This window comes from Burkholderia sp. AU15512 (assembly GCF_002223325.1).
In the GTDB taxonomy this organism is placed as follows: Bacteria; Pseudomonadota; Gammaproteobacteria; order Burkholderiales; family Burkholderiaceae; genus Burkholderia.
The window spans coordinates 2759333-2782775 of sequence record NZ_NKEX01000006.1; the positions used below are offsets into that span (position 1 = coordinate 2759333).

Sequence of the window (23443 nt, forward strand, 5' to 3'; positions counted from 1 at the left end):
TGATTCACCGACAGCCACCGCGGGTTGCTACCGGTTACTGCCGGGATCGGCGTTCCGCGCGTTCGCGTTCGCCGATCCCCGTCTTCCTGGATTACTCGGCGAGCTGCCCGACGTTCTGCACGAGCGAGCTGACGTATCCCGGCCCGCCCGCGCCGTCGTGCTCGACCTCGACATACCACGCGAGGTTGTAGCCCGCCCGCAGGTTCAGCGCGGCGTGCCACTCGCCGTCGTGCGCCGCCATCGGCGTCGATTGCCACGTGGCGCTGCGCCAGTCCTGCGAGACGGGGTGAAACGCGTGGAACAGCCTGACACCCGACACCTGCTCCGGCTCGACGCGCGCGGCCACGTCCAGCCTGTCACCGGCAATCTCATGCCGGACCACCGGCGTGCCGGGAACGCGACGGCCGGCGAAGGTGCGGGCGAGCCACATCCGCCACGCCGCCAGATGCTTCGTGGAGACCCACGAATGACGCACGTTGTCGATGGCGAGATAGGCCTTGTCGCCCGCCATGTCGGTCATCATGCTGTTGGGCGCGCCGAGCGCGAAGAACTCGTCGTTCGTGCCGAGCGCGACGAGGTACGCAGCCTTGATCCGGTCACGCCACAGATACGGATCGAAATGCATCAGCATCTGAAAGCCGACCGGATTGTTGAGTGCACGCAGCATCGTCTCCGCCCCCTGGAAGCCAGGCCCGGCACGTGACTCCGACGGCCCGGCGACGTGCGGCCCGAACTCGGCGAACTTGGTCGCAAGGTGATACAGGTTGTTTCCGCCGTGGTAGCCGCACACCATCACGCCCGCCACCCGGTCCGGGTCCGCGCCCGACGCAATGGCCACGCCGACCCCGCGTTTCGAATGGCCGAGCAGGACGGCCCGCTTCGTCCCGATACCCGCGAGCGAATGCAGCAGCGTGATGGCGCGCAGATACGCCTTGGCGATCGGGTAGTACCCGTTCCAGGTCAGGTCACCGGTCTCCAGCATCTTCTTCAGCGCATAGCCGGTGAAATCCGATTCATCGAGTCCGAACGGGCAATCGGCCGGGTTCGCGAAGATCATGACCGGCATCCCGAAGTCGAGCGCGGTGCCTTCCGCGTATTCGCCCTCGGTATCGAGCGTCGAGCCGGGAATGACGCGCCGCGCCCATTCCCCGGGCTCGAAGGCCTGGCGTTCCGTGCCGATGATGCCGGCCGCGCCGTCGCCGTCGTAACCGTCGGGCACGTAGATGCGGGCGGGATGCCGCCAGACGAGCCCATGCCATTGCTGGCTGGTGAAGGTCAGCTCGATGACGCGAACCCGGCGCCCGGCACGATGCCGGCTCTCGCGCACGTCATCCGAGACGATCTCGGGCTGCAGCGTCGACTCGTCGAGCAATTCGGCTTGGTCGAAGAAGGGGGCCGGCCCCAGCACCGGCTTCGGGTCCGTGAAGGTCTGATTCATGAGCGTAGTTCCTGATTGATGAGTGCCGCTTCGACGGCCTTGGGACGGATGACGCAGGCGAACAGCAGCACCACGGCAACGAGCGCGAGCGCGACGAGATAGAGCGCCGGGTCGAGGCTGCCTGCCCGCACGCGAATCGCGCCGAACAACGCGGAACTCGCGCCGGATGCCGCGCCCATGCTCGAGATCAGCGCGACGCCGGCGGCCGCGGCGTCGCGCGGCAACAGGCGCGTCGCGATCGCCCAGAGCACCGGGTAGGCGGACGCGATGCCGCAGGTCGCGACGATGGCGCCGGCCATGACGCCGGGCAGCGCACCGTGCGAGACGGCCATCGTGCACAGTCCGGCAATGCCCGCGCCGACCGCGACGATGAAATGCACGTGACGCTCGCGGCGCCGGTCCGAACGACGGCCGTACCAGACCATCGCGATCGTGCCGGTCAGGTTCGGGATCACGACAACCAGGCCGACGTGCTGCAGGTTCGTGACGCCGGTCGCCTCGATGATGGACGGCAGCCAGAAAATCAGCAGGTTGGTCGCGCACCCGAGCGAGAACGTCGTGAAGCCCAGCAGATAGACGCACGGCTCCCGCAGCGCGGCGCGCAACGGATGACGGGCGGCATGCCGGCCCTCGGGCGCGCCGAGCGCCTGCTGCACGATGCGGCGCTCGGCAGGCGACAGCCAGCGGGCCTGTTCGGGGCCTTCGGGCAGCACCCGGTACGCGATCACGCCGAGCACGACGCTCGGCACGCCCTCCAGCAGCATCAGCCATTGCCAGCCGCCGAGGCCCGCCACGCCACCCATCGAGTTCAATACCCAGCCCGATACCGGCCCGGTCACGAGCCCGGCCGCGGCGGCGGCCGTCATGAACAGCGCAATGACCTTCGCGCGGCGCTCGGCTGGAAACCAGAACGTGAGATACACCACGACGCCGGGGAAGAATCCCGCCTCGAACGCGCCGAGCAGGAAGCGCAGCGTGTAGAACTGGGCAGGCGTCCTGACGAACATCGTCGCGGCCGCGACCACGCCCCACAGCACCATGATCCGCAGCAGGGTGCGACGCACGCCGACCCGCCGCAGCATCAGGTTGCTCGGCAGCTCGAACATCAGGATGCCGACGAAGAACGCCGAAGCCGCGACGCCGTATACCGCGTCGGTGAATCCGAGCGCCCCCTGCATCTGCAGCTTCGCGAGGCCGATATTGTTGCGATTGACGAACGCGGCCAGGTAACACAGGAACAACAGCGGCACGAGACGCCTCGTGATGCGCGCGTACACCCGGTCCGCCTCACTGCGCGCGGCCATGCCGCCGCCGTCCGTCGAGCATTCCGTTCCGGTGCTCATGCCGATGCCCCTCCGTCAGGACGCGACGCGTGCACGCGGTAGCCCAGGCCCGGCGACAGCACGCTGCAGTCGCCGTCGGACAACATGACGGATTCGAGCGCGTCGTGGTTCATCGCGTCGTCGACGAACTCGACGATCGTGCGCACCTTCGCGCAGGCAACGCCGACGCCGGCGCACGCTTCCTCGAGATCGGCCGCGCGCCATTCCCGGATCGCGGTGGCCAGTGCGGTGCGCAACGCCGCCGGGTCGCTGGCGCGCAGGAACGCGGCCGGCCCGCCGGCATCGAGCGGCGGATCGAAATAGCGGGGATCGCGTGCGATGTCGGCGCGCCCGAGTATGCCGAGCGCGGCAGCCAGTTGCCGGGGCGTGTTGGCGCCGAGCGCGACCCAGCCGTCCCGGGTGGCGAACAGATCCGCCGCCGGACTGCCCGAGTAGCCCTGGTTGCCGACCCGTGGCGGCGCCACGCGGCCCGTGAGCGCCTGGCAGGCGAACGGATACATCAACTGCAACGCGGCGCCGGTCATCGACACGTCGAGATAGCGCCCGAGACCGGTTGTATCCCGCTCGCGCAGTGCGGCCAGGATCGCCATCGCGGCAACGAGCCCCGTGCCGGCATCGACCACCGGAAAGCCCGTCTTGACCGGCGGCTCGCCTTCGCGGCCGGCCATCAACGTCATGCCCGTCGCCGCCTGGACGACGTGGTCGTAGGCGGGCCGGTTCCGCCACGCGCCGGCGTTGCCCCAGCCGCTGATCGCGCAATACACGAGCCCGGGATTCAGCGCGCGCAGCGGGCCATCGCCCAGACCGAAGCGATCGAGCACGCCCGGTCGCAGGCTGTCGACCAGCACGTCGGCTTCGCGTGCGAGTTCGAGCGCCTGGTCGCGGTCGCCTGCGTCGCTCAGGTCCAGTTCGATGGAGCGCTTGCCGGCGTTCAGCGCAACGAAGCCCATCCGGCCATTGCCGCGGCGCATCACGTCGCCGCCGTTGCGGTTCTCGACCTTGACGACCTCGGCGCCGAGTTGTGCCAGATGGAACGTCGCCAGCGGGCCCGCGATGACGTGCGTGAAATCCAGCACGCGAATCCCGGTGAGCGGTTTGAATGCCGTCATGTCCGCGCTCCCGTCGCCCCTTTCGCCCCTTTCGCTGCCGCCCGACGGCTCGGCGACCCGGCCGGCTGCCGTTGCCGGTCCCCTGCTTGCCCCAACCCCTTGCGCATGTCTCTCTCCATTAGGTCGAGTCGCTATTGTGGGCAGGTTGCGCTTTCATGAAAATTGAAGATTCATGAACCAGCCTTCCGAAAACATGAATCCCGACCTGATTTCCGGACGACGCAATGCAGGCAATTTCCTGCGGCTGCGGCACTTGCGCATGCTTGAGCTGGTCGCGGACGGCGGCTCGCTCGCCGCGGCGGCCCGCACGCTGCACCTGTCCCAGCCGGCGATCACGAAAATGCTGCAGGAGATGGAAGCGGTGTTCGGCACGATGCTCGTGACGCGCGGCGCGCGCGGCGGACGGCTGACCGCCGACGGCGAAGCCGTCCTGCAGCGCCTGCGGATCGCACTCGCGCAATTCGACGTCGCGCTGGCCGGCGACGGCAACGACGAAGGCCGGCCGCTGCTGCGCATCGGCATGCTGCCCGTGGTCAGCGTCGCGCTGTTGCCGCAGATCATGCGGCACCTGACACGGGACGTTCCGGCGCCCCGGCTCACGGTCATGGAATCGAACGTCTCGGGGCTGCTGGACGCGCTGTCCGCCGGGCGGATCGACTGCATCATCAGTCGCCCCGACGCGGAAGCGTTATCGAAGCTCGACGGACTCGATGTGACGATCCTGCCCGTGTACGAAGAACCGCTGGCGATCGCGTGCCCGCTCGCGCATCCGTTCGCCGATGCGCGACGCATCTCGACGGAGCAGTTGCAGCGCGAAGCCTGGATCATCCCGCATGCCGGCACCGACACGCGCCGCGCCTTCGACGCGCTGTTCGTCGATCACGGCCTGATGCCGCCGCGCCCACTCGTCGAATCGATGTCGTTTCACACGAACCTGCAGATGGCCGACGCGCTCGGCGCATTGACCGTCGCGCCCCAATCTGCCGTGCTGCACTACGCGCGCATGGGCGTGATCCGCAAGGTCGTCGGTTTTCCCGTCATGCCGGTGGGGGAGATCGCGCTGATCCATCTCGCGACGATGGCCGGCCTGCCCGCGCTGCAGCGATTTCGCGACGCGGTCGAAGCGGCCGCGCAAGCGCGTCGTTGATGCGCGGTTATCGCGGGGCGGCTTGCATCCGCGTCGTCGAGAAGGCCACTCGATGTGCAGTCGGCTCACGCCGAAGTTGCCAAGGGCTACCGCACACGCATCACTGCGCGTCGCCGATCCCGCCCATCAGCATCACCAGTTGCTCACGCAGCCACCGGCTGCCCTGGTCCTGATCGGCGCTGCGATGCCAGTAGCAGAAGTATTCGAGGCCCGGCATCTCGAACGGCAGTTCGAGAATCCGCGCCGGATAGCGCTGCAGCAGGCGCAGCGGCGCCGTCAGCGCGAGATCGCCGCGCATCGCGATCAGCGGCGCGACCATGTAGTGCTGCACGCGCATCTGGATCGTGCGGCGCAGCCCGAGCCGCGTCAGCTCCGCGTCGACGTGCCCGCTGCCCTTGCGGCGGCTCGACACGTGGATGTGCCCCATCGCAAGGTAGTCGTCCATGGTGAGCGTGTCGCCCTTGAATGGATGATCGTCGCGGATCATGCACGCATAGCGGTCGCGCACGAGCAGCGCCTGGTGCAGGTGCGGATCGCCGATCAGCGGCGCGTCGATCGCGAGGTCGACGGAGCCGTTCGCGAGCGCGGTCGCGACTTCGCGGCGGTCCATCGTATAGCTGCGCACGTGCATGCCGGGCGCATGCGTCTGCAGCAGTTCGCCGAGCGCGGGCAGCAGCAGCGCCTCGGTCAGGTCGCTCATGCTCATCCGGAACACGCGCGTCGACGACGCCGGATCGAACACGTCGCCTTCGTGCGCGCTCGAATCGAGCAGCTGCATCGCCTCGCGCACGCGGCCGACGATGTTCTCGGCCAGCGGCGTGGGCATCATCCCGGCCGGCGTGCTGACGAACAGCGGATCGTTCAGGGTCTTGCGCAGCCGCGCCAGCGCGTTGCTGACGGCCGGCTGCGTGATGTTCAGCACCTCGGCCGCGCGCGTCAGGTTGCGCTTGGTGTAGATCGCGTCGAATACGACGAACAGGTTCAGGTCAATCTTCGAAAGGCGCATCGCCGGATCTCCTTGCCGGCATCTTACGGCGTGCGCCTCTCGTTCGTCCACGGCCCTGCGCATCGTGGCGCGATGCTCAGCCGCGCAGCGGCGGCGTCAGGTACGCGGCCGTCGAACCCGGCTCGCCGTCCTTGATTTCCATCCGCGCGATCGCCTGCAGGTGCACCTCGTCCGGGCCGTCGGCGAAGCGCAGCGCGCGGCCCCAGGTCCAGTGGTCGGCGAGCGGCGTATCGGGGCTCAACCCCGCCGCGCCGAACACCTGCATCGCGCGGTCGCACACGTCCGTATAGACGGTCGGCACCAGCGCCTTGATCATCGAGATTTCCTTGCGGGCGGCCTTCGCACCGACCTTGTCGATCATCCACGCGGCCTTCAGCACGAGCAAACGCGCCTGCTCGATCTCGATGCGCGAGCGTGCGATCCATTCGCCGACCGTGCCGTGCTTGTTCAACGGCTTGCCGAACGCGACGCGCGATTGCGCGCGGTCGACCATCAGCTCCAGCGCAAGCTCGGCCGCGCCGATCGAGCGCATGCAGTGGTGGATGCGGCCCGGCCCGAGGCGGGCCTGCGCGAGCGCGAAGCCGCTGCCTTCCTCGCCGAGCAGGTTGCGCGCCGGCACGCGCACGTTGTCGAACGTGATCTCGCAGTGCCCTTCCGGCGCGTAGTGATTGACCACCGTGATGTTGCGCACGATCGTCACGCCCGGCGTGTCGCGCGGCACGAGGATCATGCTCTGCTGCTGGTGCGACGCGGCCTCGGGATCGGTCTTGCCCATCACGATGAGGATCTTGCAGTTCGGATGCGCGGCGTTCGTGATGAACCACTTGCGGCCGTTGATCACGTACTCGTCGCCCACGCGCTCGATGCGCGTCGTGATGTTCGTCGCATCCGACGACGCCACGTCGGGCTCCGTCATCGCGAACGCCGAGCGGATCTCGCCGCGCAAGAGCGGCTTCAGCCACTGCTCGCGCTGCTCGGGCGTCGCGAACATGTGCAGCAGTTCCATGTTGCCGGTGTCCGGCGCGCTGCAGTTGAACACTTCCGACGCCCAGGCCACCCGCCCCATGATCTCGGCGAGCGGCGCGTATTCGAGGTTCGTCAGGCCCATGCCGGGCTCGTCGTCCTTCAGGTGCGGCAGGAACAGGTTCCACAGCCCTTCCGCCTTCGCGCGCGCCTTCAGTTCCTCCATGAACGACACGGGATACTGGCCCGCATGCACTTCCTCGTTCCACTGGCGAATGCGCGGCACGATGTGCGCGTCCATGAACGCGCGCACGCGGCTGCGCAGTTCTTCCACTTTCGGGGTGTAGCCAAAATCCATGATCGACTCCTCGATTCCGTTCGTCCGGTTCGGTCAGAAGGCCGAGACACCGCCGTCGACGGCGACGGCCTGCCCGGTCAGATAAGTGTTTTCCTTCGCGCACAGCGTCAGCATCGTCGCGACGATTTCCTCGGGCCGGCCGAGCCGCTTCATCGGCGAGCCCTGCGCGAGGAAGTCCTGGCGGTCGCCGAGATCGCTGTCGGTGACCATCGGCGTCGTGCTGTAGAACGGGCACACCGCATTCACGCGAATGCCGTGGCGCGCGTATTCGATCGCCGCCGTCTTCGTGAGCCCGACCACCGCATGCTTGGACGCCGCATAGGCCGCCAGCTTCGGCGCGCCGCCGAGCCCGGCCATCGACGCGACGTTCAGGATCACGCCGGCGCGCTGCGCGAGCATCTGGCGGATCTGGTGTTTCATCCCGAAGAACACGCCCTTCGCGTTCACCGCGAAGCTCAGGTCGAGATCGGCTTCGTCGGTGTCGATCAGCGCCTTCATCGGTGGTGCGATGCCCGCGTTGTTGATGCCGACGTCGAGCCGGCCGAAACGCTCGGCCGCCGCCTGCACCAACGATGCGACCTCCGCCTCGACGCGCACGTCGCAGCGTTGCGCGATCACGTCGGCGCCGGCCGCGCGCAGCGGCGCGGCCACGCGTTCGAGCGCGTCGGCGTTCAGGTCGCCGAGCGCGACGCGCGCGCCCATCGCGGCCAGTTCGCTCGCGAGCAACGCGCCGAAGCCGCTCGCGGCGCCGGTGATCATCACGGCTTGCCCGGCATAGCTGTCGATCTTCATCGCGCGCTCAGATCGTCAGGCCGCCGTCGACGACGATGCATTCGCCGTTCGTGTAGCTCGCCGCGTCCGACACGAGATACAGCACCGTGCCGGCCATTTCGCGCGGCTCCGCATGGCGGCGCAGCGGGATCTTCCCCATCCACGTCTCGTAGATGTCCTTGTCGGCGAACAGCGCGCCCGCGAACTTCGTCTTCGTGAGACCCGGCAGCAACGCGTTCACGCGGATGCCGAGCGGCCCGCATTCCTTCGCGAACGCCTTCGTCATGTTGACGACCGCGGCCTTCGTGATCGAGTAGATGCCCTGCCGGTCGCCCGGCTGCAGCGCGTTCACCGACGCCGTGTTGACGATCGCGCCGCCGCCGTGCGTCTTCATCAGCTTGCCGGCCTCGACCGACATGAAGAAGTAGCCGCGGATGTTCACGTCGACCGTCTTCTCGTACGCGGCGAGGTCGGTATCGAGGATGTGCCCGAAATACGGGTTCGCGGCCGCGTTGTTCACGAGGATGTCGAGACGGCCGTGCTTGCCGCGGATGTGCTCGAACGTCGCGGCGATATCCTCGAGCCGCCCGACGTGGCAGGCCAGCGCCTCGGCGCGGCCGCCTGCCGCGACGATCTCGTCGGCCACGGTCTGGCAGTCGGCGAGCTTGCGGCTCGACACGATCACGTGCGCGCCCTGCTCCGCGAGCAGTTTCGCGATTTCCTCGCCGATGCCGCGGCTCGCGCCCGTCACCAGGGCGATCTTGCCCGTCAGGTCGAACAGATTCGTTGCCATGTTGCTGTGCTCCTCCATTGATGTGGTGTCCTGCCGCTGCCCGGTGAAACCGGCCGCTTCAGCGATGCGCGTCGATCACGCCGACGGCCAGCTCGGCGAGCCGCCCGGTCATCGCGCCGACGCGCAGCGCCTGCTCGCTCGACGCATTGCCCTGCAGCGCGCGCGCCTTCACGCCCTGCGCGATCGACGCGAGCCGGAAGAAACTGAACGCGAGGTAGAAGTGCCAGTCGCGGATCGGCTCGATGCCGCGCAGTTCGCAATAGCGCGCGACGATCGCCGCTTCGTCCGGCACGCCGAGTTCGGCGCGATCCTGGCCCGCGAGCCCGCGCACCTGCCCGCCGGACGGCAGCCGCAGGCACATGCAGAGATACGCGAGATCGGCGAGCGGGTTGCCGAGCGTCGACAGTTCCCAGTCGAGCACGGCCTGCACGCGGTAGCTGTCGCGCGCGAACATCAGGTTGTCGATCCGGAAGTCACCATGCACCAGCGTCGGCCGGCCCGTGTCCTCCGGGCACGCCTTCGGCAGCCAGTCGATCAGCGTTTCCATCGCGTCGAGGCGCTCGGTTTCCGCCGCGCGGTACTGCTTCGTCCACACGCCGATCTGGCGCTCGAAGTAGTTGCCGGGGCGGCCGTAGTCGGCAAGGCCCACTGCCTCGACATCGACGTCGTGCAACGCGGCCATCGTCTGCAGCAACGCGTCGTAGCAGGCCGCGCGATCGGCCTTTGGCAGTTCCGGCAGCGCGGGGTCCCAGAAGATCCGGCCGTCCTCGTAGCTCATCACGTAGAACAGGCTGCCGATCACGTCGCGGTCTTCGCAGAGGTGAACCGGACGCGCGACCGGCACCGCGGTGCCCGACAACGCGGTGAGCACGCGGAATTCGCGGTCGACTGCATGGGCGGACTTCAGCAGTTCGCCCGGCGGCTGGCGGCGCAGCACGTAGCGGCCGCTCTTCGCGTGCAGCAGGAAAGTCGGATTCGACTGGCCGCCGGCAAACTTCTCCATGTCGACCGGGCCTTCGAAGCCCGGCACGTGCGCTTCCAGATAGCGCGTGAGGCGGGCTACGTCGAGTTGCTGGGTAGGGTTCGTCATCGTCGCGATCGTTCGTGGGTCAGCCGTAGGTTCGCAGCGCGTGTCGTTCGGGATCCTCCAGATGCGGGATGCCGTTGAACGACGCGAGGTGGAACGCATCGGCATTGAAGAAAAACTGCGAAAGACTGCTGTTGCGGATCTGCAGGTTCAGCGCGATCGCGCTCGACGGCGGCGCGGCCAGCACCTGCTGCACGGTGACCGCGATCGGGCCGCCGGAGCTCACCGCCAGCACGCGCTGGCCGCCGGCGTGGCGGATCGCCGCGCGGGCCTCGGCCACGCGCTGCTGGAAGTGCGCCCAGGTCTCGGGGGCCGAATCGCCGAGCTTGTCTTCCGACCAGAGCTGCAGCACCTGCCGGAGCGCGCGGAAATGCTCTTTCATCGAGCCGGCCGCGAGGCGGGCGATGTCGGGGTAGTCGTGCGCGGCGGCCGCGAACAGCCCGTGGAAGTCGTATTCGTTCAGGCCCGGGTGGCGGTCGACCGGCGCGCCTTCGCGGCCCATCCCGCGCAGGATCGCGTCGACCGTCTGCGCGTGGCGGTTCAGCGTGCCGCAGATCACGCGGTCGAATGTGAGCGCTTGCTGCGCGAAGTATTCGCCGAGCCAGACGCCCTGCTGCGCGCCCGCCGCGGACAACCGGTCGTAGTCGTCCGTGCCGAAGGACGCCTGCCCGTGCCGTACCAGAAAAAGTTCAGCCATCGCATGCCCGCCAGATCAGAAGGATTCAGCATAGGGGGCGGGGACGCATTTTTAAACTTTATTTTCTGAATCCGGGGGTATTCATTTCGTGAATCCTCCCCACTGCGGGCCTTGCCGCTGCTCGGCACGGGCCGTCGCGGCACGCGCATTGCTCGCCTCGCACTCGGCGGGAGAACCGCAAAGTCCAATCCGTTCCAGGAGGAGTGCGATGCTCGGTACGATCCTTATCATCATTCTGATTCTCCTACTCATCGGTGCATTTCCTGCATGGCCCCACAGCCGAAGTTGGGGCTATTGGCCCTCGAGCACCGTCGGGCTGGTCGTCGTCATCGTCGTGATACTGGTGCTGATGGGCCAGATCTGACGCAGCGGCGCGCCAGCCGGGCGTGCAGAGGCCCGTTTGAAACAATCGCTGCCGGCCATCCCGGAACGTGCGCATCCACGCGCCGGGAGGGCCGGCAGTCGATTCACGGGCATGACGCGCACCGCATGCGATGCGTGTCAGCCCCGACGTCTGCCGGGCTGAAGCGCGGCCCGGTCATGCGGAATGCTTGCCGTCTGCGGCGAAAGCCGGCGTGCGCAGCACGATCTTGCCGATGTGGCGGCCGGAATCCATCAGCGCGTGCGCCGCGCTCGCGTCGCGCAGATCGAAGGTCTGGTAGACCTGCGGCTTCACCGTGCCCTGCCGGATCAGCGGCCACACGGCTTCCTCCAGCTCGCGGATGAGCTGCGCCTTCTCCGCATAGGTACGCGAGCGCAGCGTCGAGCCGATGTGCGTGAGACGCTTGGTGAGCATCGGGAACAGGTCGAGCTCCTTCGCGGGCCCATTGATCACGCCGATCTGGACGATGCGGCCGTTCATCGCGGCCGCCGCGAAATTGCGCGCGACGTAGTCGCCGGCGATGATGTCGACGATCACGTCGACGCCCTTGCCGTCGGTGAAGCGCTTGACCGCATCGACGAAATCCTCGTTGCGGTATTCGATCGCGAGATCCGCGCCGAGCCGCAGGCTCGCGTCACGCTGCGCGTCCGAGCCCACCGTGGTGATGAGGGTCGACGCGCCGAACGCCTTCGCCAGCATCGTCGCGGTCGTGCCGATGCCCGACGCGCCGCCGTGAATCAGCACGCTGTCGCCGGCCGCGAACCCGCCGCGCTGGAACAGGTTCAGCCAGACCGTCATGAAGGTTTCGGGCAGCGCCGCGGCTTCCGTCATGTCGAGGCCGTCGGGAATCGCGAGCGTATTGCTCTCGTTCGCCACCGCGTATTCCGCGTAGCCGCCGCCCGGAAGCAGCGCGCAGACTTCGTCGCCGATCGCGAAGCGCGTGACGTCGCGGCCCACCGCGACGACTTCGCCGGCCACCTCGAGACCGGGAATGTCGGACGCGCCGGGCGGCGGGTCGTACAGCCCCTTGCGCTGGAATACGTCGGGGCCGTTCACGCCGGCCGCATGAATGCGGATCAGCACTTCGTCGTGGCCCGGCGACGGCACGGGACGCATGGTCGGCACGAGCACGTCGGGGCCGCCGGGACGCACGATTTCGATCGCCGTCATGCGGGCGGGCAGGGTTTTCACGTCATCACTCACGATATGATCCTCAACGTTCGTCGATGCGCGGCCGATTCGCGGAACCTCCCCGAATCGCGGCATCGCAATGGGTGTGAAGACAGTCTAGGGACGGTGCCGCGCGCGGGCACGCAGTGAATTGCCGAACGAGGAATGCAAAAATGCATCAGTCAGCACAAGCGATGAACTGGGACGACGCACGCGTGTTCCTCGCGATTCATCGCGAACGCACGTTGCGCCGCGCGGCGCAAACGCTCGGGGTCGACCAGGCGACGGTCGGGCGCCGGCTCGCGCAACTCGAGCACATGCTCGGCGCCACGCTGTTCCTGCGCTCGTCGAAGGGCTACCTGACCACGCCGGTCGGCGAGCTGGCGCTGCGCGCCGCCGAGGCGATGGAACAGCATGCGCACGAGCTCGTCCGGCTGACGCAGGGCGTCGACCGGCGGCTCGCCGGCGAGGTCAAGATCACGACGACCGATGCGCTCGCGCTCGAATTCGTGATGCCGTCGATCGCGCGGCTGCATGCGAAGCATCCCGACGTATGCGTGTCGCTGAACACGGCGACTCAAGTCCTGAACCTGGCGAAACGGGAGGCCGACATCGCGGTGCGCACCGTGCGGCCCGACAACCCCGATCTCGTCGCGCGCCGCCTCGCCTGCTGGGACATGGGCCTGTTCGCTTCGCACGACTATCTGCAACGGCACGGCGAGCCCGCGCGCGGCAGCGCGTTCGCGGGGCATGACCTGGTCGTCTACCAGCCGTATGTCGACGCGAGCCGCAAGCCGGCGATCGCCGGCGAGCCGATCGCTGCCGGGCGTATCGTCGGGCGGATGAATTCGAGCCTGATGATGCGCGCTGCGCTACGTTCGGGACTCGGCATCGGCGAAGTGCCGGTGCACATGGGCGAACGCGACGGCCTCGCCCGCATCTGGCCCGAGCAGACGCGGGAAGCGCCGTACGAAGTCTGGCTCGTCACGCATCGCGACCTGCGCCACACCGCGCGTATCCGAGCGACGATCGACGAGATCGTGGCCGCGTTCGACGCGCATCGATGAGCCCGTCGCACCGGGGCAACGCCGGCACGCCGCCCACCACCGCCTATTCGTCGCCGACGCGCGTGCGGGACGACGCATCGAGTGCCAGCCCGCTGCGCACGGCCTGAATGCGCGACGTGACGTTGAGCTTCTCGAAGATGTTCTTCAGGTGCCACTTGATCGTCTCCGGCGCAACGCGCAGCGCGCGGGCGATCTCCTTGTTCGACAGGCCACGCGCGACGTAATCGAGGATCTCGACTTCACGCGCGCTCAGGTTGCCGGCCGTGCCGGGCCGCGCGGCCGGCGCGTCATTCGACGCCCGGTCCGCCTCGAACGCGCGCGCGAGTTCGCGCAGATACCACGTGCCGACCGCCGGAAACCGGTCGGCCCGTTTCAGCACGCGCGCCGTCAGGCGTTCGGCCACGGCGCCTTCGTCGACGAACGTGCGCACGAGCCCGTTGCCTTGCCCGTATTCGAGCGCCGGGGCCAGCACGGCCAGTGCGTCGTCTTCCTGCCCGGCCTGTTCGAGCGCGACCGCACGCAGCACGGCGGCCTGCGCGGCGAACCAGTCGAAGCCGCGCGCGGCCAGCACGTCGTGCACCGTTGCCATGACCCGGGCGGCTTCTTCCGCGCGGGCATCGGCAAGCAGCAGCCGCGCCCGCGCGGACTGCGCCATCTGCCACGTCTCGACGAAGCTCGACGCGACTTCCGGCGGTTCAGCCGACACCAGCGCCGCCAGCGCCCGCCCGACACGATGGGCCTGCGTCAGCTTCCCCGCGCTCACATGCAGCCGCACGCCGGTCGCCATGCAGGCGACGCGCAGCCGCAGCCATTGCCGGCTGCAGGCGATGTGGTCGGCCTCGTCGAGCATCTCGTGCGCGCGGGCCTCGTTGCCCGACCGGAACTGCAGCACCGCGGCCGTCTGCATGAACCGCAGCAGCGGCCCGAGCGAACACGCCTGCATCGCGATGTCGAAACGGTCGCGCTGCGCTTCGCGCACCTTCGGCCAGTCGTTCCATTCGTAATAGATCGCGGACAGGTAGCCGGCCGACAGCGCGGTCGCCGCCGACAGCCGCCCCGCCGAGCGCTCCGCGCCGCGCAGCGCCGTCTCGAACGTCTTCGACGCATCGTGCAGGCGGCCCGCGACGAATTCGGCGAGGCCGGACATGTTCTGCCGGTACACATGCGCAAACAGCGGCTCGTGGCCCGACGCCGCGCTTTCCGCGCGTGCGCGCAGGTCGAGCGCGTCGTCGAGGCGGCCCGCGTAGCCGAGCCCGAAGATCAGCGTCGTCTGCCCGATCTGCTCGACCCACGAGCCAGCCGGCGGGCCGGCCGCCAGCACGCGCTCGCCGAGCGCGAGCGACTCGATGCTCCGGTCCGACAGCCCCGCGATGAGCGAGCGAACGCCAAGCAGCTCGGTCGCGGTAATCGCGTCCGTGCCGAGCCGCCGTGCGTCGATATCGGCTTCGATCGCCTCCAGCGCGCGGCGCGCGTCGACCATCTGCATCGACAGCGCCAGCGCCCACACGTGGGCGATCCGCAACCGCAGGCGGCCCGCCAGCGCCGGCTCCGGCAGGCGCGATACCCAGTCGAGCACGGTGCGGACGTCGCTCGCGGCGATCAGCTTCATCGCGCACGCCTCGACCCAACCGGCGGCCGCGTCGAAATCGCCGGCGGCGAGCGCATGCCTGACCGCATCCGGCCATTGCCGTTCGGCCGCGTACCACGCACTCGCGCGGCGATGCAGCGCGGCGACCTCGTCCGGCCGGCGCAACGCCAGCTCCTCGCGCAGGTATTGCAGGAACAGCGCGTGATAGCGGTAGCTCCGGCGGCCGCCGTCGACCGAGCGGATGAACAGGTTGTGCGCGCTCAGCCACTCCAGGCACGCGACGGCATCGTCGCGGCCCGTCAGCGCATCGCACAGCGCGGGCGTCATGCGGTCCAGCACGGCCGTGCAGAGCAGGAAGTGACGGATCGCATCCGGCACCTGCGTCATCACGTTCTCGTTCAGGTACGCGGCAATGCCGGCGCGCGCATGGCTGACCTGCTCGGCGACGCGCGCCGCATCGGTGTCGTCGCGCAACGCGAGCGCCGCGAGTTGCAGGCCCGACACCCAGCCTTCGGTGGCCGCGCGCAGCCGCCCGACGTTTTCCGCATTGAGCGGTTTGCCGGCGACGCGCTCGAAGAACGCGCGCGTCTCCGCTTCGTCGAAGCGCAGATCCTCTTCGTCGACCCGGACGAGCTCGTCGCGCGATTCGAAATAGCTGAGCGGCAACGCGGGCGCCGAGCGGCACGACAGCACCACGTGCAGGTTCGATGGCGCATAGCGCAGCAGCTCGAACATCGCGTCGTGGATGACGGGCGACGCGAGGCGGTCGTAGTCGTCGAGCATCAGGACCAGCTCGATGCCCGCCCCCTCCAGCTCGTTGAGCAGTTCGTCGAACACGATCTTCAGCGGAATCAGCGCGCGGTCGCGCAGCAGCCGCTGCGCGCGGCCGCCGACACCGCCCGTCGCGTCGACGATCGCCGCCACCACGTACGACGAGAAGATCGACGCGTTGTCGTCGTCCTGGTCGAGGCTCACCCAGGCGACCTTCACGTTCGTCGCCACGAGTGCATGGCGCCACTCCGCCAGCACGGTCGTCTTGCCGTACCCGGCCGGCGCGCACACGAGCGTCAGCCGGCGATCGAGGCCGCGCGCAAGCCGGCCGAACCGCGCGATGCGCGACACGATTCCACGGGCCGATGCCGGTGCGAGCTTGGTGCGCACCAGCACTTCGATCCCGTCGGCGTCCGCAGGCCCTGCTGCTTGTCTGCTGTCGCTGGACGTCATGCTGTTCCTGTTCTCCTTGCGCTGCGCGCGTGCGTCCGCCTGGAAGGCCGGACCGCCGTGCGGCCCGGTGCGCGGCGCGGCGCCGCCCCGCGCCGGAACAGCATAGCGACACGGCGACGGCCGTCAAAAGTAGGTGATATCCGTACCGCGGCGTGCGCCGGTCGAACGGAAGGACTCGCATTGTTCTCGATCGGGACGGTGCTGTTCAGCCCCCCATTCGGGGGGCTACCGCGCCGGGAAAGTCACTCCATCCTGACCGGAAGGTGTCCTGCACAGCCGGCTCGCGCCGCGCGTCGGGACCGTCGCCCAGCCGTTCCACGAGGAGTCCGCATGAACCGTCGCGACGTCGTCGCCGCCTTTTTCGACCGGTATCGCCAGCATGACATCGAAGGCATGCTCGCGCTCTTTTCCCCCGCCGCCGTGCTCGACTACGTGCCGGCCGGCGCGGCTGCGCCGGCGGCCACGCACGGCAGGATGACCTGGGGCACGCTGCTCGATGCGTTCCCGGACCTGTCGAACGGGATCGACACCATTCATGCGGATGATGCGGGCCGCCACGCCACCGCCGAGGTCACGATCCGCGGCACGCAGGCGCGGGACTTCCTCGGTATCCGGAATCGCGGCCGGTCGTTCACGCTGCGGCACGCGTTCGTGTTCGAGTTCGATGCCGACGGCCGCATCACGCGGCTGGCCGCCTACTGGGACAACGTCCGGCTCTTCGAGGATCTCGGCAAGACGACGCTCGGATGAGCCGGCACGGCCGGCGGGCCGGCGCTTGGCGGGCCGCGCCGTCACGCGGGCTGGTAGCGCTCCCGCAGCGCCCGCTTGTTGATCTTCCCGACGCTCGTCTTCTCGATCGCGTCGACGATCAGCAGCCGCTCCGGCACCGCGTACCGCGAAATCAGCCCGCGATCGGCGACCTGCTTCACGTGCGCCTGCAACTCGGCCGGACTGACGCGCCCCACCTGGTCGTCGGCCAGCACGACGAGCGCGAGCGGCCGCTCGCCCCAGCGCGCGTCCTTCACGCCGATCACGGCCGATTCGCGCACGGCGGGATGGCGCGACAGGATGTCCTCGAGCTCCAGCGACGACACCCATTCGCCGCCCGTCTTGATCACGTCCTTGATCCGGTCGGTGATCTGCAGCCGGCCGGCCGGATCGATCACGCCGATGTCGTTCGTATGGAGATAGCCGCCGGCCCACAACGACGCCGTTGCCGGCGCGTCGCCGAGATAGCCGGCCGTCGCCCACGGCATGCGCACGACCACCTCGCCGGCCGCGCGGCCGTCATGCGGCACGTCGCGAAACTGCGCGTCGACGATGCGCAGGTCGACGAGCGGCAGCGGCAGCCCCGCCCTGGTCCGGCGCGCGAGCGTATCGTCGGCCGTACCGTCGGCCCCGGGCGGCGCATCGACCTGGGCGATCGTCATCAGCGGGCAGGTTTCCGACATCCCGTAACCGGTGTACACGTCGATGCCGCGCGCGAGCGCCGCCCGCGCGAGCCCTTCCGGCAGCGGCGAGCCGCCGACCACCACCTTCCACGACGAGAGATCGACCGATACCGATGCGGGGCAGTCGAGGATCATGCCGAGCACGGTCGGCACGCAGTGCGAGAACGTCACCGACTCGCGCGCGATCAGCGCCAGCAGGCCGTCGGGCGAGTAGCGCCCCGGATAGACCTGCTTGAGCCCGAGCGTGGTCGCGATGTAGGGCAACCCCCACGCGTGCACGTGGAACATCGGCGTGATCGGCATGTAGACATCGTCGCGATGCAGGCGCCCGTGCTCGCGTGCGCTCGACAGCGCGGCCATCCCCGCCAGCGTGTGCAGCACGAGCTGGCGGTGGCTGAACGCGACGCCTTTCGGCAGCCCGGTCGTGCCGGTCGTATAGAACGTCGTCGCGCGGGTGTTCTCGTCGAAATCACCGAACACGAAATCGGGCGAGCTGGCCGCGACCAGCCGTTCGTATTCGTCGGCGAAACCGTCGGCCAGCCCGGTCTCGGCGCCGTCCGCGATCAGCACGAAGCGCTCCGCCGCCACGAGCCGGTCGCGGATGCCGTCCAGCAGCGGCAGGAAATCGCGATGCACCAGCACGACACGCGCGCCGCAATGGTTCAGCGTATACAGCAGCTGGTCGGGCGACAGCCTGACGTTCGCGGTCATCAGCACCGCGCCCATCATCGGGATCGCGTAATAACACTCCAGGTAGCGGTGGCTGTCCCAGTCCATCACGGCGACCGTATCGCCCGCGCCGACGCCGAGCGACGTCAGCCCGCTCGCGAGTTGCCCGATGCGATGCCGGAACGTCCAGTAATCGTGCCGGACCTGGTCGCCGTACACGATCTCCTGCTCGGGCCGCGTCGCGAGCGGCGTGTGAAGCAGCTGCTTGATCAGCAGCGGATACGCATGCGCGGACGAGGCCGGGGCATCGTGCAAATGCGGCTGTGACGGATTCATGAAGGGCTCCATAAGCGACCGGTCAGGCACGATGCCGGCCGGGCAAAGCTGCGCGCCCGCGGGCGGCACGGCCTGTGCATCCGCCGGGGCCGGTCTTCGCGAGTGGGGCCACGATACCCGACGCGCCGGCTTCGGCGCCCCCCCCTGTCAGGGGGAGTCGGCGATGGCGCGCCGGCCCGGCGGACATCCGCGCGTCACGTGCCGGGCGTATCCACGACGAGGGGCGCACGGTGCACGGTGCGGTGTCACGACCCACCTGATCGGGGGGGCGTGGCGCGCCGGGTGCCGAGGTACGATTCATGACGGCGCGCAACCCGTTGTTCGGGACGCGCATCCCCTCGCCCCGGGCATGAACGGAGGCCCACGCCGCCGATTCGAAACCGTGCATGCGCGATGCACGCGTTGTGTGCCGTTTTGCATGCCGAATCCTCACTCCATCCCCCCGAGAAAGGAGCAGCCATGACTTCCGAACAGCCGCAGATGGACAGAACGCCCACGCCCGATCCCGCCGAAAACAACGCGTACTTTCCGTCCCCGTATTCGCTGTCGCAGTACACGTCGTCGAAGACCGACTTCACCGGCGCGGATTACCCGAATCCGTACACGGGGGGCAAGTGGAAGGTGCTGATGATCGCGACCGACGAGCGCTACATCCTGATGACGAACGGCAAGATGTTCTCGACCGGCAATCATCCGGTCGAAATGCTGCTGCCGATGCATCACATGGACCAGGCCGGTTTCGAAATCGACATCGCGACGCTGTCGGGTAACCCCGCGAAACTCGAACTCTGGGCGATGCCGGGCGACGACGAGGCGGTGCAGGGCACGTACCGGAAGTACCTGCCGAAGCTCAAGACGCCGCTGAAGCTGTCCGACGTGCTCGACGCCAACCTCGGGCCGGAATCGCCGTACATCGCCGTGTTCATCCCGGGTGGTCATGGCGTGCTCGCCGCCATTCCGTACAGCAAGGACGTGAAGCGCGCGCTGAACTGGGCGCTCGACTACGACCGGCACATCATCACGCTGTGCCACGGGCCCGCAAGCCTGTTGTCGGCTGCCGTGGACGAAGATCCGCAGAACTACCCGTTCAAGGGCTACGAGATGTGCGTGTTCCCGGATGCGCTCGACACCGGCCCGAATCTCGAGATCGGCTACATGCCGGGCCCGCTGCCGTGGCTCGTCGCGCAAAGCCTGGACAAGCTCGGCGCGAAGGTGCTCAACAAGGACATGACCGGCCGCTGCCATCAGGACCGCAAGCTGATCACGGGCGACAGCCCGCTCGCGTCGAACGGGATCGGCAAGCTCGCGGCCGCCGCGCTGCTGAAGGAAGTCGGCCACTGACACAGCCCGCCCCGCGGCCGGTCGGCACCGCGGGCGCGCCGCACGTCGCGCCCCTTCACGTTGCAGACGGGCGTCCCGCCCGCGGTGCCGGCCGACCGCGGGCGCGGCCCGGCCCCGTCGAACCGGGCCATCGTCGTCACATCGTTCGCCAACACGCCGTCCCGCGCCGCCGCGCACCCCCGCCCCACCTCTGCTCGACGGCGTTTCCCATGCGGTAGTATGGCGACTCGATGGAACCCCCGATGGACTCACACGAATGGCCCTGCCTGATCTCCCGCCCCCTTCCAGCGCCGGCCAGGACGCCCAGGCGCTCGTCCTCATCGCCGAAGACGAACCCGAGATCGCCGAGATCCTGACCGCCTATCTCGCGCGCGGCGGCCTGCGCACCGTGCACGCGGCCGACGGACGCCGCGCACTGGAACTGCACCTGCAGCTCAAGCCCGACCTCGTGCTGCTCGACGTGCAGATGCCGCACGTCGACGGCTGGAAGGTGCTCGCCGAAATCCGTCATCGCGGCGACACGCCCGTGATCATGCTGACCGCGCTCGACCAGGACATCGACAAGCTCACCGGCCTGCGCATCGGCGCCGACGACTACGTGGTGAAGCCGTTCAATCCCGCCGAAGTTGTCGCGCGTGCGCAGGCGGTGCTGCGCCGTTCGATGGCCGGCTCCCGCCAGGAAGAGCAGCGCGTGCTGCGGGTCGCGCCGTTCGAGATCGATCTCGAACGCCACGAAGCCACGCTCGAAGTGGGCAGCGAACGGCACACGCTCGTGCTGACGCTCACCGAGTTCAAGCTGCTCGCGCAGCTCGCGCGCGCGCCGCGGCGTGTGTTCAGCCGCGCCGAGCTGATGGCCACGTGCCTGCCGGAAGGCGACGCGCTGGAACGCACGGTGGACAGCCACGTCAGCAAGCTGCGCAAGAAGCTGGACGACCTCGGCGTGCAGGGCGTGCCGGTCAGCGTGCGCGGCGTCGGCTACAAGCTCTGGAGTTGACGTGAAGCTCGACGGCCTGAGCCGGCAGATCGCGCTGACGATGGCCGGGATGGTGTTCGGCGTGACGCTGCTGATGGTGCTCACCGCCACCCTCTTCTACTACGTCGCGTTCAACTACTGGCCCGCGCATTTCAACACGAAGAACCTGCTGCCGAGCGCGCCGGAATGGCTGTGGCTGATCGCGACCACGTCGGTCGGCCTCGCACTGTCGGTCGCGGTCGCCGTCAATCTCGCGCGCCGCATCCTCGTGCCGCTCAATTCGGTTACTGACAGTATCCGCCGCGTCGCGCGCGGAGATCTCGACGCGCGAGCGGTCGCAGGCGACCGCTCGCTGCATGAAGCCGCACTGCTCGCCGATCACTTCAACGCGCTCGCCGACGAACTGCAACGCGTGACCAACGAACAGGCGATCTGGAATGCCGCGATCGCGCACGAGCTGCGCACGCCCGTCACGGTGCTGCGCGGGCGCCTGCAGGGGCTCGCCGAGGGCGTGTTCAAGCCCGACGAAGCGCAGTTCCGCAGCCTGCTCACGCAGGTCGAAGGGCTGTCGCGGCTGATCGAGGATCTGCGCGTGGTGAGCCTCGCGGATGGTGGCCACTTGAGCATCGAGATCCGCGACGCCGACCTTGCCGCCGACGTGCGCGCCGTGGTCGACGTGTTCGCCCATGCGCTGCAGGCCGCCGGCCAGCATCCGGTGCTCGATCTCGACCCGCGGCGCATGCGCTGCGACCCGGTGCGGATTCGTCAGGCGCTGCTCGCGCTGCTGGAAAACGCGCGCCGCCACGCGGTGCCCGGCACGATCCGGATCCAGACGCGCATTGAAGCAGGCATGTGCCGGCTGCGCGTCGAGGACGACGGCCCCGGCATCCCGGCCGATTTCGCGCCGCACGTGTTCAAGGCGTTTCGGCGCGTCGACGAGTCGCAGCCCGGTGGCAGCGGCCTCGGGCTCGCCGTCGTCGCGGCGATCGCCCATGCGCATCACGGCGAAGCCGTCTGCGTGCCGACCGGCGCGGGCGGCACGCGGTTCGAAGTGCAGTGGCCCGACAACCTCGTGCCGGCGCCGGACCACGCGCGCTTTCCGGCTTGAGACGCCGCCTTTACTGCACCTTTATGTCCGCTTCAACCGTCACGCGCCCGGTTCGCGCCCGACCTGTTCGAGTGGCGGGCTGAACCCGAGCACCGTGTACTCCCGCACGGACACGGTTCCGTTCCCCGCCGCGCCCTGCACGATGACCGCGCGCACCGCACCGGCCCGGTCGAATTTCAGGCGGGTGCCGAGGGTCGCGTTGCGCAGCGCCTCCAGTTCCTCGATCCGCGCGATCGCCAGCTTGCGCACCGCGCCGGACACGTACACCGGCAGGAACACCAGCGCGATGAAGATCGACACCGCGTCCTTCCAGGCGGTGTCCAGCACCGGCTGACCCGACAGCACGAGCGACAGCGAGGTCGCCGCGACGAAGATCGCGAGCACGGTCGCGCCCACGCCGAGCGACGAGAACCGTTCGGCCGCCTTCTTCATGCGCGCCTTCACGAGCGCGCGCGTGGTCGCGGCGGGCACCAGCCATTCGCGCCGCGCGCCGTGGTATCCGGCGAAGCCGAGGAACAGCGTCGCGACGGCGCTGATGCCGATGGCGGTGTACAGCGCGTCGAACAGCACGCAGACGAATTCGAGCACGAACACGATCACCGGCGGCCACAGCAGCAGACGGAACGAATAGCCGTCGCGGCCATGCCCGCGGATCCACCATTTCACCGGCGGCAGCTCCCAGAAGCGGCTCTCGCGGCGGAGTGAAAGTTCTTCGTCGTCGGTCAATTCTTCACCTGTGGTGCTCCGTTGCGTCGGGTACGGCTGCTGCGGCTGATGCGGCTGATGCCGCTGAAACGGGAATGAATACCTGGGGTTATCGATTGATCCCAAAGATTCATTAGACAGTGTCTCCGCCGCCGCGCGATGCTGGCCCGACCAGTGAACGCGGCGTCATTGTCACACCGCGCACGAGAATGGAGTGAGACACATGCCTAACGACCCCCGTCAACGGCGCCACACGCTGTGGCTGCTGTGCGCGCTTTCGTTCATCCTCTACGTCGACCGCGTCAACCTCGCGACCGCGGCCGGCGCGATCAAGGCCGAACTCGGCCTGTCGAATACCGAACTCGGCGTCGCATTCTCCGCGTTCGCGTATTCGTATGCAATCTGCCAGATCGGCGGCGGCTGGATCGCCGACCGGTTCGGCGCCCGCATCACGCTGATCGGCTGCGGGCTGATCTGGGTCGTCTCCACCTTCACCACCGGGCTCGTGCACAGCCTCGGGCTACTGTTCGCCGCGCGGCTGCTGCTCGGCATCGGCGAAGGCGCGACGCTGCCTGCGCCGCGCCGCCAGCCGGCCCACCCCCCACCACCACATTTTGTGCATCGCACGACCAACCTTGAGCAAAAAGTATCGGTTGGCGTTTTCTTTTGATGTGGTGCCCGCATCGCCCCCGTCACACCATTGTTCCTGCCGTCATC

At 68.6% G+C, this 23443-nt stretch carries 20 protein-coding genes and 1 pseudogene; 8 read left to right on the top strand and 13 right to left on the bottom strand.

Annotated features, from left to right (window positions below; genetic code table 11):
• Positions 1-91: 91 nt before the first annotated feature.
• Genes CFB43_RS31730 through CFB43_RS31740 form a run of 3 tightly spaced genes read right to left on the bottom strand, consistent with a single transcriptional unit; the run spans position 92 to position 3890 of the window.
• Positions 92-1438: a PhoPQ-activated protein PqaA family protein gene (locus CFB43_RS31730; RefSeq protein ID WP_089498000.1), complete on the bottom strand. Its 1347-nt coding sequence runs from the start codon at positions 1436-1438 to the stop codon at positions 92-94.
• Positions 1435-2781 carry an MFS transporter gene (locus CFB43_RS31735; protein ID WP_089498001.1) on the bottom strand — a complete coding sequence of 449 codons (1347 nt, stop codon included), beginning with the start codon at positions 2779-2781 and terminating at the stop codon, positions 1435-1437. Before CFB43_RS31735 ends, CFB43_RS31730 begins: the two co-directional genes overlap by 4 nt.
• On the bottom strand, positions 2778-3890 hold the full coding sequence (locus CFB43_RS31740) for a CaiB/BaiF CoA transferase family protein (protein ID WP_089498002.1): 1113 nt from the start codon (positions 3888-3890) through the stop codon (positions 2778-2780). The genes CFB43_RS31735 and CFB43_RS31740 overlap by 4 nt, the downstream gene beginning before the upstream one ends.
• 172 nt (positions 3891-4062) lie before the next feature.
• On the opposite strand from CFB43_RS31740, the gene CFB43_RS31745 reads away from it, so the two are divergent.
• The gene (locus CFB43_RS31745; RefSeq protein ID WP_089498003.1) at positions 4063-5037 is read left to right on the top strand and encodes a LysR substrate-binding domain-containing protein; all 975 of its coding nucleotides are present in this window, start codon (positions 4063-4065) and stop codon (positions 5035-5037) included.
• Positions 5038-5137: 100 nt separating this feature from the next.
• Here the strand turns inward: CFB43_RS31745 and CFB43_RS31750 are convergent, their stop codons facing one another.
• From CFB43_RS31750 to CFB43_RS31775, 6 genes are all read right to left on the bottom strand, one after another.
• The gene (locus tag CFB43_RS31750; protein WP_089498004.1) at positions 5138-6043 is read right to left on the bottom strand and encodes a LysR family transcriptional regulator; all 906 of its coding nucleotides are present in this window, start codon (positions 6041-6043) and stop codon (positions 5138-5140) included.
• Between the two features lie 76 nt (positions 6044-6119).
• Positions 6120-7364, bottom strand: a complete 1245-nt coding sequence (locus CFB43_RS31755) for an acyl-CoA dehydrogenase family protein (protein WP_089498005.1) — start codon at positions 7362-7364, stop codon at positions 6120-6122.
• A 33-nt stretch (positions 7365-7397) separates the two neighbouring features.
• Positions 7398-8156 (bottom strand): SDR family NAD(P)-dependent oxidoreductase, encoded by a 759-nt coding sequence (locus tag CFB43_RS31760; RefSeq protein WP_089443622.1) that lies wholly within the window; start codon positions 8154-8156, stop codon positions 7398-7400.
• 7 nt (positions 8157-8163) lie between these two features.
• Positions 8164-8928, bottom strand: coding sequence for an SDR family oxidoreductase (locus CFB43_RS31765; protein ID WP_089475586.1), 765 nt, complete (start codon positions 8926-8928; stop codon positions 8164-8166).
• A gap of 58 nt (positions 8929-8986) precedes the next feature.
• Complete coding sequence (locus CFB43_RS31770; RefSeq protein WP_089498006.1) at positions 8987-10018, bottom strand: phosphotransferase; 1032 nt, start codon at positions 10016-10018, stop codon at positions 8987-8989.
• A 19-nt stretch (positions 10019-10037) separates the two neighbouring features.
• Positions 10038-10712 (bottom strand): histidine phosphatase family protein, encoded by a 675-nt coding sequence (locus CFB43_RS31775; RefSeq protein ID WP_089498007.1) that lies wholly within the window; start codon positions 10710-10712, stop codon positions 10038-10040.
• Positions 10713-10920: 208 nt separating this feature from the next.
• Between CFB43_RS31775 and CFB43_RS31780 the strand changes: the two genes are divergently transcribed.
• Entirely contained in the window at positions 10921-11076 is a 156-nt protein-coding gene (locus tag CFB43_RS31780; protein ID WP_089428615.1) for a DUF3309 family protein, read from the top strand.
• Positions 11077-11250: 174 nt separating this feature from the next.
• On the opposite strand, the gene CFB43_RS31785 is transcribed toward CFB43_RS31780, so the two are convergent.
• Positions 11251-12264: an NAD(P)H-quinone oxidoreductase gene (locus tag CFB43_RS31785; RefSeq protein WP_089498008.1), complete on the bottom strand. Its 1014-nt coding sequence runs from the start codon at positions 12262-12264 to the stop codon at positions 11251-11253.
• Positions 12265-12437: 173 nt separating this feature from the next.
• On the opposite strand from CFB43_RS31785, the gene CFB43_RS31790 reads away from it, so the two are divergent.
• Positions 12438-13331, top strand: a complete 894-nt coding sequence (locus CFB43_RS31790) for a LysR family transcriptional regulator (protein WP_226275493.1) — start codon at positions 12438-12440, stop codon at positions 13329-13331.
• 43 nt (positions 13332-13374) lie between these two features.
• Here the strand turns inward: CFB43_RS31790 and CFB43_RS31795 are convergent, their stop codons facing one another.
• Entirely contained in the window at positions 13375-16143 is a 2769-nt protein-coding gene (locus CFB43_RS31795) for a LuxR C-terminal-related transcriptional regulator (protein ID WP_089498010.1), read from the bottom strand.
• Positions 16144-16473: 330 nt separating this feature from the next.
• Here CFB43_RS31795 and CFB43_RS31800 point away from each other — a divergent pair, with 330 nt between their 5' ends.
• Positions 16474-16893, top strand: coding sequence for a nuclear transport factor 2 family protein (locus tag CFB43_RS31800; RefSeq protein ID WP_089498011.1), 420 nt, complete (start codon positions 16474-16476; stop codon positions 16891-16893).
• Between the two features lie 41 nt (positions 16894-16934).
• Here the strand turns inward: CFB43_RS31800 and CFB43_RS31805 are convergent, their stop codons facing one another.
• Positions 16935-18611: a fatty acid--CoA ligase gene (locus CFB43_RS31805; RefSeq protein WP_089498012.1), complete on the bottom strand. Its 1677-nt coding sequence runs from the start codon at positions 18609-18611 to the stop codon at positions 16935-16937.
• A gap of 447 nt (positions 18612-19058) precedes the next feature.
• Here CFB43_RS31805 and hchA point away from each other — a divergent pair, with 447 nt between their 5' ends.
• The 3 genes from hchA to CFB43_RS31820 all read left to right on the top strand — a co-directional run bounded on the left by hchA (position 19059) and on the right by CFB43_RS31820 (position 22021).
• A complete protein-coding gene (hchA, locus tag CFB43_RS31810; RefSeq protein WP_089498013.1) occupies positions 19059-19940 on the top strand; it encodes a glyoxalase III HchA in 882 nt (293 codons plus the stop codon).
• A gap of 256 nt (positions 19941-20196) precedes the next feature.
• Entirely contained in the window at positions 20197-20934 is a 738-nt protein-coding gene (locus CFB43_RS31815) for a response regulator (protein ID WP_089446841.1), read from the top strand.
• A 1-nt stretch (position 20935) separates the two neighbouring features.
• Entirely contained in the window at positions 20936-22021 is a 1086-nt protein-coding gene (locus CFB43_RS31820) for an ATP-binding protein (RefSeq protein ID WP_089498014.1), read from the top strand.
• Between the two features lie 39 nt (positions 22022-22060).
• On the opposite strand, the gene CFB43_RS31825 is transcribed toward CFB43_RS31820, so the two are convergent.
• The gene (locus CFB43_RS31825) at positions 22061-22747 is read right to left on the bottom strand and encodes a hypothetical protein (protein ID WP_089498015.1); all 687 of its coding nucleotides are present in this window, start codon (positions 22745-22747) and stop codon (positions 22061-22063) included.
• Between the two features lie 202 nt (positions 22748-22949).
• On the opposite strand from CFB43_RS31825, the pseudogene CFB43_RS31830 reads away from it, so the two are divergent.
• A pseudogene (locus CFB43_RS31830) lies at positions 22950-23324 on the top strand (MFS transporter); the annotation flags it as partial.
• Between the last annotated feature and the right edge of the window lie 119 nt (positions 23325-23443).